General features: G+C 41.1%; 12 protein-coding genes. 11 read left to right on the forward strand and 1 reads right to left on the reverse strand.

Annotated elements, in window-relative coordinates; translation table 11 throughout:
- The first annotated feature begins 251 nt into the window (after positions 1-251).
- The 8 genes from QL886_RS12175 to QL886_RS12210 all read left to right on the forward strand — a co-directional run bounded on the left by QL886_RS12175 (position 252) and on the right by QL886_RS12210 (position 9,128).
- Complete coding sequence (locus QL886_RS12175) at positions 252-575, forward strand: H-NS histone family protein (RefSeq protein ID WP_290178907.1); 324 nt, start codon at positions 252-254, stop codon at positions 573-575.
- A gap of 229 nt (positions 576-804) precedes the next feature.
- Positions 805-1,632 (forward strand): type II secretion system protein N, encoded by an 828-nt coding sequence (gene gspN, locus QL886_RS12180; protein ID WP_290178908.1) that lies wholly within the window; start codon positions 805-807, stop codon positions 1,630-1,632.
- A complete protein-coding gene (locus tag QL886_RS12185; protein ID WP_290178910.1) occupies positions 1,633-2,538 on the forward strand; it encodes a type II secretion system protein N in 906 nt (301 codons plus the stop codon). It abuts the gene before it with no gap.
- Between the two features lie 77 nt (positions 2,539-2,615).
- Complete coding sequence (gene gspD, locus QL886_RS12190) at positions 2,616-4,859, forward strand: type II secretion system secretin GspD (protein WP_290178911.1); 2,244 nt, start codon at positions 2,616-2,618, stop codon at positions 4,857-4,859.
- Positions 4,860-5,063: 204 nt separating this feature from the next.
- Positions 5,064-5,240 (forward strand): hypothetical protein, encoded by a 177-nt coding sequence (locus QL886_RS12195; protein ID WP_290178912.1) that lies wholly within the window; start codon positions 5,064-5,066, stop codon positions 5,238-5,240.
- Positions 5,241-5,401: 161 nt separating this feature from the next.
- Positions 5,402-6,334: a TatD family hydrolase gene (locus QL886_RS12200; protein WP_290178964.1), complete on the forward strand. Its 933-nt coding sequence runs from the start codon at positions 5,402-5,404 to the stop codon at positions 6,332-6,334.
- A 100-nt stretch (positions 6,335-6,434) separates the two neighbouring features.
- Positions 6,435-7,295: a tRNA threonylcarbamoyladenosine dehydratase gene (locus QL886_RS12205; protein ID WP_290178914.1), complete on the forward strand. Its 861-nt coding sequence runs from the start codon at positions 6,435-6,437 to the stop codon at positions 7,293-7,295.
- A 36-nt stretch (positions 7,296-7,331) separates the two neighbouring features.
- Entirely contained in the window at positions 7,332-9,128 is a 1,797-nt protein-coding gene (locus tag QL886_RS12210; RefSeq protein ID WP_290178915.1) for an ATP-binding protein, read from the forward strand.
- A gap of 157 nt (positions 9,129-9,285) precedes the next feature.
- Here QL886_RS12210 and efp read toward each other — a convergent pair whose 3' ends face one another.
- Positions 9,286-9,858 (reverse strand): elongation factor P, encoded by a 573-nt coding sequence (efp, locus tag QL886_RS12215; protein WP_057761310.1) that lies wholly within the window; start codon positions 9,856-9,858, stop codon positions 9,286-9,288.
- A gap of 160 nt (positions 9,859-10,018) precedes the next feature.
- Between efp and epmB the strand changes: the two genes are divergently transcribed.
- The 3 genes from epmB (at position 10,019) to QL886_RS12230 (ending at position 15,606) form a co-directional block, all read left to right on the forward strand.
- Positions 10,019-11,026 (forward strand): EF-P beta-lysylation protein EpmB, encoded by a 1,008-nt coding sequence (gene epmB / locus QL886_RS12220; protein ID WP_290178917.1) that lies wholly within the window; start codon positions 10,019-10,021, stop codon positions 11,024-11,026.
- 418 nt (positions 11,027-11,444) lie between these two features.
- Positions 11,445-13,202: a hypothetical protein gene (locus QL886_RS12225; protein WP_290178919.1), complete on the forward strand. Its 1,758-nt coding sequence runs from the start codon at positions 11,445-11,447 to the stop codon at positions 13,200-13,202.
- Positions 13,203-13,518: 316 nt separating this feature from the next.
- Positions 13,519-15,606, forward strand: a complete 2,088-nt coding sequence (locus QL886_RS12230; RefSeq protein ID WP_290178920.1) for a GGDEF domain-containing phosphodiesterase — start codon at positions 13,519-13,521, stop codon at positions 15,604-15,606.
- Positions 15,607-15,648 lie beyond the last annotated feature (42 nt).

The following is a 15,648-nucleotide window of genomic DNA, read 5'->3' on the forward strand; positions in this document are numbered from 1 at the left end:
AATGATGACTTGTGTGTTTAAATTTATCTAAAACTAATTTTATTTAAAATAGATACAATGAGCATCTGTTGCTATGTATCTTCTATTTATAATAGATTGTTCGAGATGCCATTAGAAATTAAATATTCTTTAGAATTAATTATATTTTATACATAGGTTTAATGGCTAATGAACGATTTGTTCTCCGCATGTTTTCACGAAAAACAATACCTCAATAGAGGCCACACTCTTATTTTATAGTTGGATTTATTATGAGCAAAAATAACGCAATTGATTTAGAAAATTTGAACGTAGATGAGTTACGTGCTATCACTGAAAACGCTCAACAACTTATCGCTAAAAAACAACATCAACGTTTGTATGATGCCTATATGCAGTTCGAGCAGATTGCAGAAGATAGCAATGCAACGATTGAAGAGATACTGAAAGCTGGTGAAAAGTTAGAGAAAAAACGCAGTATTAAATATCGCAATACTGATAATCATAGTGAAACTTGGACTGGCCGTGGCCGTAAGCCAACATGGTTGGTTGAAGCGCTAGCAGCAGGTCGTGATATCGAAGATTTTGCTATTTAATTAGCTGTTTTCTTATAAAATGCCTTTCTGTGAGCCAGCTTGAAATTGCTATTGATAATGGTTTATTTACAACCATTTAGCGATAGATAGAGCTGTTTTTCAGAAAATAAAAGCCAGTATCTTTACTGCCAGTATTTTGGCAAAAAGATACTGGCTTTTTTTCTGTCATCTATATGCCATTGTTTGTTATGATAATGACGTTTTTGTCTTATATAAGAGTTGTACGACTGTGGCCCAAGTATCTGAGTTTTCTCATAAACGTCCCCGTAAGCTCTGGTGGCTAGTTGGGTTTATATTGTTTGCGCTATTTGCTGTGTTGCAAATGCCAGCAGCATGGTTACTTGAGAAATACGCGCCAGATACGCCTTATGTCCAACATGTATCTGGCAATTTATGGCAAGGTGCTGCCATTTGGCAATTGCCTATGTCATCGACGTCGCTTACAGGTATGGCGGAATGGTCATGGCAGCCTTGGCAGCTACTCATAGGTAAGCTAGGTGCGGATGTTAATATCCACTCATCACAGACACGTCTGAATGGGCAAGTTAAACTTGGTCTGAACTCATGGCAAGTTGACGAGATGAGTGGGAAAATTGCACCTGAGACGCTAGCGAGTGTGGTCAACTGGCAGCTGCCAAATACCCCTATTCAGGTAAATAATGTATCGCTAACGCGCCAGTCTGGTAAAAGTGACGCATCTAGTAGTGAGCCTGCTAAAGACGCTGGCGGATTTAGTACAGCGGATGGTCAATTGACTTGGGTTGGTGGTGAGGTAGGCTATCCTAGTGGTGGCAAAGTTTTTTATATTACGATGCCTGCTCTAAGAGCTGAGCTTAGTACAGAGCAGAAAAACAATAGAGATCTGCTGCATATTAATTTGCTGAATAATCAAGATAAGCGTTTGGGAGATCTGTATCTCGACAGCGATAATATGCTCGATGTCAGTTTGACGCAGCGCTTGCTAGAGAATATGCCTGAGTATAAAGGACAAGCCCCTCAAGATACGCCAGTTGTCAGTGTGCGCCAGCCATTGTTAGCTGGTTTGGGGGCGAACTAAATGCTTAATATCGCCGCAAGCCTAAAACCTGTTATCAATACTCTCAATCGCTTTTCAAGTTGGCTATTGTTGTTAGCCATTGCTTGGCTATGCTGGACAGCCGCCCGTCTTTTATGGCTACTGCTAGCAGCGCCTTTAGCACCTGCATTGCCTTTAGCGCCTCTACAGAATAATGCCAAATCTACCAACGATTATAGTGGCTTATTTGCAATCTTTGCTGATCCCGATCCTGTTACCGCAGCTGTGCAACCACCTCCCAAAATTGAGCTCAAAGGTGTCCTACTAGCCATACCTGAGAGCATGTCTTCCGCCTTATTGAATGTTAATGGGGAAGTCAAAAATTACCGCATCGGTGATGAGCTAAAGGACAGCGATTATACGCTCGTGGCTGTTGACTGGAATTCAGTTATCATCGCTGATGCTAACGATAAAGAAACCGTTATTAAAATGCCAGAGGCAATGCCATTAGACCAAAGTAATATGCTAGCAAGCGGAATAAGTAATCAGCGTTTGCCAAACAATAGCATGTTGCCGACAGGGCCCCAGCCAGTACAAAACGCTGTTCCTGAGGCAGAAGGGACAACTGGCGCAGACACTTCAAAAAGTCCACAGTCGGCTATCGAAGAAGCGGTTACGGCCTTGCAAGAAAACCCTGCCAGTTATCTAAGTAGAATGGGGGTGATGGCATCGGGCGAGAGCTACCAAGTCACAGCGGCGATGCCTGCTGGCCTACGTAATCGTTTAGGGCTTGAGCCAGGTGATAAGGTACTGACCGTCAACGGACAGAGCGTAGGTAATAACCCAGCGCAAGATGCTGGTGTACTTCAGCAAGTACAGCAAGCAGGTGAAGCGCAGATAGAGGTTCAACGTGGTGAGCAAGTTATTACGATTCGCCAGCAGTTCTAGCAAGGTAGGTTTTTAGCAAAATTGCTCCTTAAAAACTCAGCACATAGTAAGCAATATCACTGTAGGTAATCATCAATATGGTAAGTTTTCAGAATTTTTCAGTCACGCCTTTGTACTGTAGCCTGCAGCGTTTGATGCGCCTGTGTCGTCCACTTTGTCTAGCAGTACCATTATGGACTGCTGGTGTTGGTCTTGCCAATGCTGAGAGCTGGAAAGTCAATTTGCAAGACGCTGATATCAAAGCTTTTATTAATGAGGTCGCGACCATTACAGATCAAAACTTTGTGCTTGATCCACGTATCAATGGCAATGTTACAGTCATCTCCAATAAAGCCCTGTCCCGTGATGAGATTTATCAGTTATTTCTGAGCGTGATGCAGGTGAATGGTATTGCTGCGATTGAGTCGGGAACGACGACAAAACTGGTGCCAGATAATATCGCTAAGCAATCTGGCGTGGCGGTTGATTTACGCGGTGATAGTGTTGGAGAGTCGCTTGCCACTCGAGTTATTTATTTGACCAACACCCAAGCTGCAGAAGTATTAGGTGTTATTCGCCCATTGATGCCGCAGTCGGCTCACGCGGCCGCTGTACCTGGTGTCAATGCGCTAGTATTGTCCGATAGAGCAGACAGCCTTAACCAACTGACAGCTCTTATCCGTGATTTAGACAGCAATGTGAATGACAGTTTGCAAGTGATACCGCTACGCCACGTCGATGCCGAACGTATGATGGAGTTGATTAGCGCCTTAGTCTCAAGTGCGGGTAGTGGACAAGCTCAAGGTGGCAACAATCAGCTAAAGGTGATTGCTGATACGTCGAGCGATAGACTGTTGGTCAAGGGCAGTCCTGAAATGATTGCTAAAGTCCAAGAAATGGTCAATCAATTAGATACTACGCCGACCAGACGTTTAAGTGGTCTCCGTGTCTTTCGTTTAAAGTATGCTAGTGCTGGTCATATCGCCGATATGTTACGCGGCTTGCTCGCTAATCAATCTATCAATAGTGCTGGCGCGACCTCGACGTTAGAATCAGCGTCATTAAATGATGTAAGTAGCACAGGCGCCGTAATTAATAATGCAGCTAGCGATAGCCTAGGTAGCAGTACAGCTGCTGTGTCGACTAGCAGCACAAGTGGAACAAGCACAGGAGTGGGCGGTCGTCCGTTTAGTATTATCGCTGACGAAACTCAAAATGCCGTTATCGTCAATGCCGCACCTGAGTTAATGTTCGAGATTGAAGATGCGGTCAACCAATTAGACAGTCGCCGCGCACAAGTATTGATTCAAGCTGCCATTGTTGAGGTGTCAGGCGATGATGCCACTCAGCTAGGCGTTCAATGGGCGCTAGGTAATGCCAACAGTGGCTATGGAGTGGTCAACTTTAACAATGTGGGAGCCAGCGCTACGACGCTTGCGGCTGCCGCTCTAGCAGGGACGAGTACGGCAGGTATTAGCGCTGCTGCCAGCTCTATCGCAGGTGCATTGATAGGCATTGGAGACAGTCGTAAAGACAGTCAGGGCAATACAGAGTTTTATGGCGCTATTTTACAGGCGCTTGACTCATCTACCAGTGCTAATCTATTGTCCATGCCATCGATTTTGACATTGGATAATGAAAAAGCCAGTATCTTAGTTGGTCAAAACGTACCCTTTGTCACGGGTTCTTTTACCACCAGTGGCAACAATTCAAACAACCCATTTCAGACAATTGATCGTCAAGACATTGGTATTAATCTGAATGTCATTCCTCATATTGGTGACAATGGCACAGTACGATTAGAAGTGTCGCAAGAAGTCTCGTCAGTGGTACCAGGTAGTACGGGTAATGCCAGTGGGCTAATTACCAATAAAAGCCTTATTAATACGACCATTCTAGCGGATGATCAGCAGACGATTGCCTTGGGCGGCCTGATGCGTGACAACACCACCACACGTCAGCAGAAAGTTCCTGGACTGGGTAATGTTCCTGTTATCGGTAGACTCTTTCGTTCTGACAACGACAGCACCCAAAAGAGCAATTTGATTATCTTTTTACAGCCGACTATTTTACGTGATGGCGGCGCGGTAGCGAGTGTGACTGAACGCAAGTTCAATCAAATGCGAGTGTTGCAGTTGGTCATTGATAAAAACGGTACGATTAAGCAACTACCATTGAGCGGCACTGAAGGTTGGAATGGTAATGTCAGTGCAGATTACGAGCTCATGCCGCTAAATCCCCTTATCCCTAAACGTGATCAAGCGCCAAAATCTACTTCGCAAGGTTTTACGAGAGTAGATAGTCCTAATAGCGGTATCACGACCTATCCTCTTAATCGTTAAAATATTGGCCGTATATATAACGGTTAATATGATTCAACTAATATAAATTAATGTACGATGTGATAGATAATAGTTACATCGTACATTAGCTTGCGTATTCATAACACAGATAAACATAGCTGCTTTTATATTTGGGTATATTGGTTACTAATAGAATAATGAGTTACGTATCTGGCTTTTCACCACAGTAAATCAGAAACTAAGATGACAAATTATAAGAATACAAAGAAGTTGTTTTTACTGAGTGTGGCTGCTACTGCGCTATTGCTCATCCCTAGACGCAGTAGTCGAAAGGACAATACGAAGATAGTAAATAACCATAATACCGTATCTGAGGGTAGTGATCTTGACGATGCTTATGAAAATGCAGCTAGTAAATAGAAGCTAGTAATTAAAAAATAGAAGCTCAATAATGCGTCTATATAAGTATTTTTATATAAAATTGCTTATATAGTAAAAATTGCTTAGTGTTTATTACTCAATTCTATGTTCTGAAAAGTCAGTTTTGGAGTTTATTGATGTGTGGCAACAAATCAGCGACCATGGCTGAGAGAACAAACGCTAGAGAAGTTTTAGAAAATGTCTATCCTCTTATAGATACGCATACACATTTTGATGCTCCAGTGTTCGACAATGATCGCAGACAACAGGTAGAGCAGGCTTATAGTCAAGGTATTCGTCACTTAGTGCTAGTAGGTTATTTATATAAGTATTTTGATCGAATGTATGATACTCAAGATTTTATCAATGAATTGTCACAATCGTCTGCGACCAAGGCAAATAATCAAGATAAATGCAATGTTACAGCCCATGTCGCGCTAGGCTTACACCCATTTTATATTGAGCAACATACCGATGATCATTTAATACAACTTGAACAAATGCTGATAGAGCAACGTCCATTAGCTATTGGTGAGATTGGGTTAGACTCTTTTACCAATGCAATGAAGCAGCCTGATGTATTTGCTAAACAAAAAAGGTTCTTTGCGGCGCAGTTGGATATAGCAGTGGCCCACAATCTGCCAGTGATGCTACATATTCGTAAAGCGCATGCTGAAGCGCTCGCAATATTAAAAGCGCATAAATACGATGCGCATAAATTAGGCGGTATTGCCCATAGCTTTAGCGGTGGCGAACAAGAGGCGAAGGCTTTTGTAAAATTGGGGTTTAAGCTTGGTGTTACGGGTCAGATAACCAATCCGAATGCCAAAAAACTGCGCCGTGCTATTCAAGTAGCAGTTGAGAGTCATGGCATCGAATGCTTGGTCATTGAGACGGATTGTCCAGATATGACACCTATTATGTGTCAGACAACGGATGACCCTGATTCACATAATAGGAATGTACCAGCCAATCTACCATGGGTATTGGCAATTTTGAGTGAGCTATTAGAAATACCACATGATAAACTTGCTAAGCAGTTATGGCACAATAGCTGTGATGCTCTGAAAGTAGACTGGGCTTATTCAGTGTAACTATGCTACTTATAAGAAAAGCATAGCTGTAATTAGACGCTAAAAAGTACTAGCCAACTAAATGACAACCAAAATATTTGAAAAGAGAATTTGATCTGTTATGAGTGACACGCGACAATTTGAACAACCAGAATCCGTCGAAGACAGCTTTGTACAAGACGGATTGAACCAACAAGATGAGCAGTACGATCGTCGTTTTCAAGGTACACGGACACTATATGGTACCTCAGCGGTTGATACTTTTTCGGCAGCTCATGTCTATATTATTGGTGTAGGAGGGGTGGGCTCTTGGGCAGCAGAGGCGCTGGCTCGGACAGCAGTGGGAACGATTACGCTGATTGATTTGGACGTATTGGTTGCGTCTAATGTCAATCGCCAACTGCCTGCATTGGACAGTACATTTGGACAAAGTAAAATTGAAGCAATGGCAACTCGTATTAGAGAAATTAATCCCACAGTAACGTTAAATTTAATCGATGACTTTTTGACAGTAGATAATGTCGCCACACTTCTACCAAGTCGTGAAGCGGTTAAATCTGCCAATGCTCAGGGGAGACCGATTGTTATTTTAGATTGTGTAGACGATATGAATGCTAAATTAGCAATTGCTTTACACTGTCGCTTTAATAAACTAAAGTTGGTCTGTGCGGGCGGTGCAGGTGGTAAGATAGATCCAAGTCAGATTAGAGTAAGTGATTTGCGTGACTGTTATCAAGATCCACTACTTGCCAAGTTACGCAACAAGTTACGCCACGAGAAAGGCATTAACAGTGCTTTAAAAGAAAAATTTGGTATCAAATGTGTCTATTCGACAGAGCCGCCAATTGTAGATAAGAGCTGTCAGACAGGTGGCCTACAGTGCGGTGGTTATGGCTCAGCAGTGGTCGTTACGTCAGTGGTGGCGATGATTATGGTGAGTGAAGCATTACAATTATTAATAAGACAGACGAGTCGTAACTAATGCGTCTGATATTATTTAATGGAGTTTACCTTGTCTATGTCTAACTCGCCAAAGCAAAGCTACCCTGTAGCAGTAGATGAATCAGAGCGTATTAACAAGCTCAGAAAGTATCAGGTACTCAACGAAGATGATGAGCCTGCATTCGAGCGGCTAGTCGCGCTGGCAAAGCTGTTCTTTGATGTACCAGTAGTTACGATTACCTTTATGGATGAGGACACCCAATATCTAAAACCAGCTTGCACATTTGAAGATGCGCCTGAGAGTATAACCAAAGGACCACGTGATACTGCTTTCTGTAATTATACAATATTGTCTAATGAAGTATTGATAGTACCAGATACATGGAACGACAGTCGTTTTAGCCAGAACCCTATGGTCACAGGTTTCCCATATTTACGATCCTACATTGGGGCACCTATTATTTTGTATGAGGACAATAAGAATTACCGCCTAGGAACTTTATGTCTTATGGATACGAAGCCTAATTATAATTTTAGTGAGCAGCAGTCAGCGATATTAGTAGAGTTTGCAAAAATGGCAGCTGATGCTTTGCAGTTGCAGGATAAGCAACGTGATGCAAAGCACGCTAATGAAATGAAATCGAGCTTTTTGGCTAATATGAGTCATGAGATTCGTACACCGATGAATGGAATTATCGGTATGGTAGATATGTTAGGTGATACCGATCTTAGTGATGAACAGCGAGAATACGTTGACAATATTAAGGTTTCTAATGAACATTTGATGGTCATCATTAATGGTATTTTGGACTTATCGAAAGTCGAGTCTGGAAAAATGACGATAGATTCTATTCCATTAAATTTATCTAGCTTATGTAATGAAGTCGTCAGTTTGTTTGCTATAAAGGCGCGCCAAAAAGGCTTGACGTTAGATTATCATTATACTGAAACATTATCGCCCTATGTTAAAGGGGATTCTGTACGGCTTAAACAGATTATCGCAAATTTAGTCAATAACGCGATTAAGTTTACTCGTGAAGGTGGTCAAGTAAGTATCGATGTCAAACATATGGACAATTGCTACTGCCCAGATAACATTGATGAAAAATTCGTGAGTACGAGCCAAGAGAAAGAAGCAAACAAAACAGAAGGCGATAAAACTAGTCAAAATATGACTTTGTGTATAGAAGTTAAAGATACAGGGGTCGGCATTAAGCCAGAATCGTTAGAAGCGATATTTGATGCTTATGATCAAGCAAATAAGTTTACCCATCGTCTTTATGGTGGCACTGGGCTTGGACTTTCTGTTTGCAAATCACTAGTCGATTTAATGGGTGGTCATATTCATGTGAGCAGTGAAGTAGGGATTGGTACCACTTTTAGTGTCTTATTGCCGTTAACTACTATTGATGAAGACAAGTATGAGACATGGCAAGACTCTAACGATATGACGATGATCGAACCTAGTCACGAGCGAGCTGGTCATATATTGTTGGTTGAAGATGATACTGTTAATGCGATTATTGCCAAAAAAGCACTAACTAACAGTGGTCATACCGTGACTCATGTTACGGATGGTCAGCAAGCAATTGAGGCTTTTGCTTTATTTCCTGAACGTTATGATGTGATATTAATGGATCATCATATGCCGATCATGGACGGTGTGCAGGCAACTATCAAATTGCATGAATTGTATGATCCTCAAGTACTACCGCCTATTATTGCCTTGACTGCAAATGCAATGGACGGCGAGCGGGAGAAATATCTGAAAGTTGGTATGCAGGACTATTGTACCAAACCGTTTAAGCAAGAGCAGTTGAATGCCTTAGTACAGTATTGGCTGATACAAAAGCAATCATTGGAAGAAGAGTGATTTGCTAAATATTAGTATCAGTGCCCTTGATTAACATTTCGATTAACCATGATCGATAAATATAAAAAAAGCTTAACCGCCTATATGGTGGTTAAGCTTTTTTATTAATGATAAAGATATAAATAAATATCAACTACCAGTCATGTTTAGAGCGATATTAGTTCACGCGAGTTTGGTAGTCGCCAGTACGCGTATCAACACGTACCACTTCACCTTGTTGCACAAACAATGGTACACGTACAACGGCACCTGTCTCTAATTTAGCAGGTTTGCCACCACCGCCTGAAGTATCGCCGCGTACGCCAGGATCTGTTTCTGTGATTTCTAACTCAACGAAGTTAGGCGGCGTGACTGACAGAGGAGCGCCATTAAATAACGTAATGGTACATAGAGCATTGCTGTTTTCTTTTAACCACTTGATTGAGTCACTCATTGCGTTTTTGTCCGCTTGAATCTGCTCAAAGCTCTCAGGATGCATAAAGTGCCAAAACTCGCCATCGTTGTATAGATAGTTCATTTCAGTGTCCATCACATCAGCAGCTTCTAGGCTGTCACCTGACTTGAAAGTTTGTTCCAGTACTTTACCACTACGAAGATTGCGCAACTTAACACGGTTAAAGGCTTGACCTTTACCAGGTTTGACAAACTCGTTTTCAAGAATGGCACAAGGGTTGCCATCAAGCATCACTTTTAGACCAGCTTTAAATTCATTAGTAGAAAAACTTGCCACAAGAAACTCCTAGGGGTTGTAAATATAATAGTAAGACATAGGGCTGACTGTACCAAAATTTTCTGTTATGCCAAGTATTTACGGATTAACGAGGATACTTTGATAGGCTAGACACTAAGGGCGTATAATATCGGATTTTGGGCACAGGTAATAGGCTGTCATGATAAACCATTTAATCACACAAAAAAACTGGCAAACGCAATTATCGGAAGCTATTACATCTGTTGATGAGCTATTGAGTATCTTACAGCTTGAATCAATGCGTGCAGAAGTTTACGTACCTAAGCATTTTGAACTGCGTGTGCCGCGTGGCTTTGTGGCAAAAATGGCTATTGGCGACCGTAATGATCCCCTGCTTAAACAAGTGTTGCCAGATCAGCAAGAACAAATCAACGTCACAGGCTACGTAGCAGATCCGCTAAGCGAAAACACTCAAAACCCTGTAAAAGGCTTGCTCCATAAATATCAGTCGAGAGTGTTGTTAACGATTACGGGTGCGTGTGCTATTCATTGCCGTTACTGCTTTCGCCAGCATTTTGACTATAGTGCCAACATGCCTACTGCTGATGCAAAAGAAAATATCATCAATTATATTAATGCAAATCCTGAGGTCAATGAGGTAATTTTGAGTGGTGGTGACCCACTAAATGTGACCAATCGACGATTGTTTTCATGGTTAGATACTTTGGAGTCTCTTCCGCAGATTACTACCATTCGCTTGCATACGCGTTTGCCCTTGGTGATACCTGCACGCTTGGATTCTGCATTGTTAGAAAGGTTATCTCAAAGTCGCTGTCATATTGTCATGGTCATTCATTGTAATCATGCCAATGAGCTAGATGCACCAACCGCTGAATATTTGCAACGTGCGAGAGCAGCTGGGATTACGCTATTAAACCAAGCCGTGTTGTTAAACGGTGTCAACGATACTCTGGACGCGCAAGTGCAGCTTAGTCAGCGTTTGTTTACTTCTGGCGTGCTACCATATTACTTGCATGTGTTGGACAAAGTGGCTGGCGCGGCGCATTTCGATAGTAGTGAGCAAGCAGCGATTGAGCTTTATTGGTCATTGTTAGCATCATTGCCAGGTTATCTCGTCCCTAAGTTGGTCAGAGAGTTACCGAATAGGCCTTTTAAAGTGCCGATTGATATTTACAGCAATGGCTAATGTAGGGCACTATATTAACTTATTTAGTAAACAAAGAGCGGCTTTTAAAAAAGATGCGGATAGTATCTTTCAAAACTAAAAACTAAAAACTAGGATTTATGCTTTTTTATAAGTACAAATAGATATATGATTGGAACAGAATATAGGCTGTCTGTCTGTCTGTCTGTCTGTCTGTCTGTCTGTCTGTCTGTCTGTATGTAAGTAAGTAAGCTAACTTAAAAGTATACAATTTTAGATGTAAGATTCTGACAGTATATAGGTATTGTCAGAGCGTACTGCTAGATTTAGGCTCACAATAAATAGATATCATCACTTTTCTATAGTCGAGCTTCACAAATATTTTTTATGCCATACATGTATTTGTACTGCTGCATATTACTGATTGCCTCAGAGTGACTAATAGAGAGTAAAGATACTGATGATAACGTTATCAATGCTTCAAGAGCATTTAGATTCTACAGAGCCACTACCTCCGCTATCTAATCGCTCAGTAAATGGTCAAGAGCGTTACTTGTTAAAGATGTTGGCAACGCTACCTACGCTTACCCAAGAGCAGCAAACAGAGCATTTAGAGAGCCTACTGACAGTATTACGTGAATCCAATATGGATGAACAACAGCGTCTCAAATTAATGACAACAGTCATTGATGCCTCAGACCGACTGATTGCAGCTTTTAGGCAGCACTATATCTATGAGACAGGCGCGCTTAGTCAGGATCAGATATCTTATATCGATCAAATGCAATCGCTACATTATTTAATTATCATGGTTTACGACAAAGTCATACGTCGTGAGACGCAGTTGTCAGAAGCCTCCCTAAACCAATCTTCTGGTAAAGGTTGGCAGCGTTTTTTTGGTGCTGAGACTAAACCTGATAGCACGCTTGCTATTGCGATTTATCAATCACTATTAAGATACCAAAAACTATTAGCAGAAGAAACACTGTGCTATCGAAAGCCATCAAATTACCTGTGGTCTAAAGTCAATCAGTTATATTATCTGGCTCATCAGAGAAAAGTAGCTGATATGGATTTAAGTCTACATACTGTCACGAACCAAACAAACAGTATCCATCAGCTATATTGCCAAATTTGTTTGCATCACTTGTTAAATTTGCGTGCTATGAGGCGCCCGAATATCTTACTCGTACAGCGTCTATTGCCTGACTGGGCTAAACACATGGTCGCGACAATGGAGCCTGCCACCGAGACAAAGGTTTTTGTTGATCTTCATAGTAGTAATCCACCAAGCTATCTGACCGTCAACTCTCATATCAACCCATATGAAGATCGTCATGACTGTCTATTTATAGAATTGACACCGATAGTTGAATATTTTGAGTCACGTAAAAAAGCCTTTATCGATGAAGGCAACACAGCAGAATATAGTCTGCTTAATGCTATTTCGATGACCATCAGCTATCGCTATTTGCAGCCGCCACTTACCTCGCCAACCAAATATACTAGCAAACAGCAGGCAAAATTAATCACCAATTTTAACGATATACACTACCATGTAGGTCATTCAAAAACTTTCGCCAATCTAATCGCTATCAAACATCTACGAGAAGAAGATAGGCCTTTATACGATACATTTGATAACGAGCGTGGCCGCAGTAGCATCATAAATATTGAGACATTTGATGACCATGACAGTTCTTCAGCATATCGCACACTGCATTTGTTACCAAAAAATGATGAGTTCAATAAGAATGTTGTCGACAAGAATATTCTCAATCAAGAAGGACCTAGTATAGAAAAAACTGTTCTTGACCTTTCTATGACAGCACCGCAGCCCTTACACATCATGAGCCTGATTTTGGTCTATGGCTCTGAAAATACAGAACAACCTGATTGGTCAATAGGGGTGGTACGCTGGTTTAATGTCGATACTAAAAATCCAGAAGTGGAATGGCAAGTACTTGGGCATAAAATTGTGGCATGTGGACTACGTTTGGAAGGTAATCAAAAACGAAGTCGACATTTTGTACCAGCATTTATCCTTGGAAAAGATGAAAAGCTGAACACTACTGGCACGTTGATAGTGCCACCTTCTTACTTTCAAACTGATGATAGAGTTATCATGCGTATTGGCAATAAACAAACCTCCTTACGATTGGGACGTAGGCTGATGATGACTGAGGAGTTTAGTCAATATGAGGTAGCGCAGTTATAGGGTTTAGGCGCGTTTATAAATGATATGTATCTCGGGCCATTAGGGAAAAACTATAAGAGTTTTTACAGTAATATAGTAGCGGGTAAGGGTTGGAAGTTAATCTGCAATTAGCAAAATTATTGTCTATAATGATAAATATTGTTACTCTGATTTTTATTGTATTTCTGGTAATAAAACAATCATTACAGTCCACACTGATAATATTCATGGAACTTTAACGCTAATGTTTTTTATATGCTTATGCTAGGTTAGCTTTAAATAAAGATGTGAAGTAACAAAATAAAAGATAACAATACGTACGATTAAAAGGCTTCTTATGCGCTCTCAATCTCTTTTAAATTTATTAGTGATCAATGATGATCAGCTCTATGCTGAACGTCTTGTTCAGTTATTGAGTCCTTATTATGATAGTGTGAATTTGGGGTTTTTGGACGATAAAGAAGAGCTGCTGAAACTCTTGCGACAACCATGGGATGTTTTGGTATTTGGTCAGGCATATAATATGAGCTTTACAGATGTAGTAAGCCTCGTACAAGAACAAAATATCGATCTGCCGATGATCTGTTTAATGAGTGAAGAGGTAGCGTCGACGGCCTACAATGAGTATGAGCTACCGACTGTGATTAGCGGCACGATGATCAAAGCGCTTGAAATGGATCAAGAAATGCCAGTGGTAATGGCTATTTGTCTACAGCATAGTAGTTTGCGCAGTCGTCGTGAGCTAAAAACTTTACGTCAAGTACTTTCTGAAGCAGAACAGCGTGCTAATGTATTGATTAAGAACTCTAAGAGCGCGGTCGCTTATATAGACGAGGGTATTCATATATTTGCTAATGAGCCTTATCTTCAGCTATTCGGCTTTAAATCGATGAATGAAGTGGTAGGCGTACCTATTATTGACCTGATTTCAGGTAGAGATAATGTTCAAGGGTTTAAACAGTTTTTACGTCAGTTTGACAAAGGCAGTCGCAAAGACGTTGAGTTTAACTTTGAAAGTGTACGGACAGATGGCAGCACTTTTGAAGCAAAGCTACAACTAGCATCAGCCACGCTAGAGGGCGAGCCAGTCATTCAGATTATTATTCAGCAGAATAGTAATAATAGTGCGGAGGTTGCTAAGCGTTTAGCTGAAGCTGAACGTAAAGATAATTTAACTGGCCTAGATAATCGTCGCGGTTTTGAAGATCAGATGATAGCAATACATCAGCAGGCGACGCAAGGACTAATAACTGCAGCCCTGCTGTATGTGCAGGTTGATAATGTAGGTAAGATCAGAAGTAGCTTAGGTCTACAAGGAATAGATGCAACGGTCAAGCAAGTTGCCCATACGTTGACTGAGCTAGTACCTGATGGGCATGTAAGCCGTTTCAGCGATACCGCATTCACGATTTTAGTAAAAAACAAGACGACGAGCGATCTTGAAGAATTTGCTGCGCATATCGGTTCGTCTATAAAGGGTATGTTTATCGAAGTTGATAAGCGTACAACCAATACAACAGTTAGCATTGCTATTGTCAAAATTGAAAAAAATCCTGTAGAGCCTGTCATTATATTAGAACGCGCCATGGATGCTATCAGCCAAATCATGGTAGAGACTTCTAATAGTGGTGGGTCTTACCGTATATATGACCCAAGCGAACATGCCAATAGCGATGATCATGCGCTTGCTGAGTCATTAGTGGATGCCATTACTAATAACCGTTTTGATCTATCATTTCAGCCAATATACGACATCAATAACGATCGTAGCGACTTCTTTGAAGTGTATCTACGGTTACCGCTGTCAGATGCTGACAATACGGTATTAACCCCTGATCAATTTATGGCGGTGGCTAAAAAACATCAACTGTTAGAAAAGATTGATCGATGGGTGCTTATCAATGCCTGTAAAAAAATCAATGACGTCCGTAAAGTTCATCCTGAGGCTAAGTTATTAGTACAGTTAACCAATGCTTCATTGGTTGATAAAAAACTGCCGATAGTGGCCAGCCAATTAATAAAAGCGGTAGGCGGCGCAGCTGGTGTATTGACACTCCAGTTCAATGAAATAGATATCTCTGATCACTTAACCGTCGCGAAATCTCAATTTTCTGCGCTTAATGATGTTAACTGTCAAATAGGTATTAATAATTTTGGCTCTTCTGTCAAATCTATTGAAATTGCCAATTTTGTCCAGCCTGATATGGTACGCTTGGCACGTAGCTATATCCAAGATATTGGTGCAGCAGAAAATCTAGAAACGGTTAAGTCTCTTATTACGCGTACTAGTGACATTAAAGTCGATGTACTCATGCCTTATATCGAAGATGCAGCCACGATGTCGGTCGCTTGGAGTGTGGGCGCACGCTATTTACAAGGGTATTATTTAGAAGAGCCTAGTAGCACAATAAAGGTAGCGAGTTAAAAGGCCAGTACATCATATCGTTTATGTTATAGCGATGATATT

Origin of the sequence: Psychrobacter sp. APC 3281, from assembly GCF_030407815.1 — a bacterium.
GTDB lineage: Bacteria > Pseudomonadota > Gammaproteobacteria > Pseudomonadales > Moraxellaceae > Psychrobacter.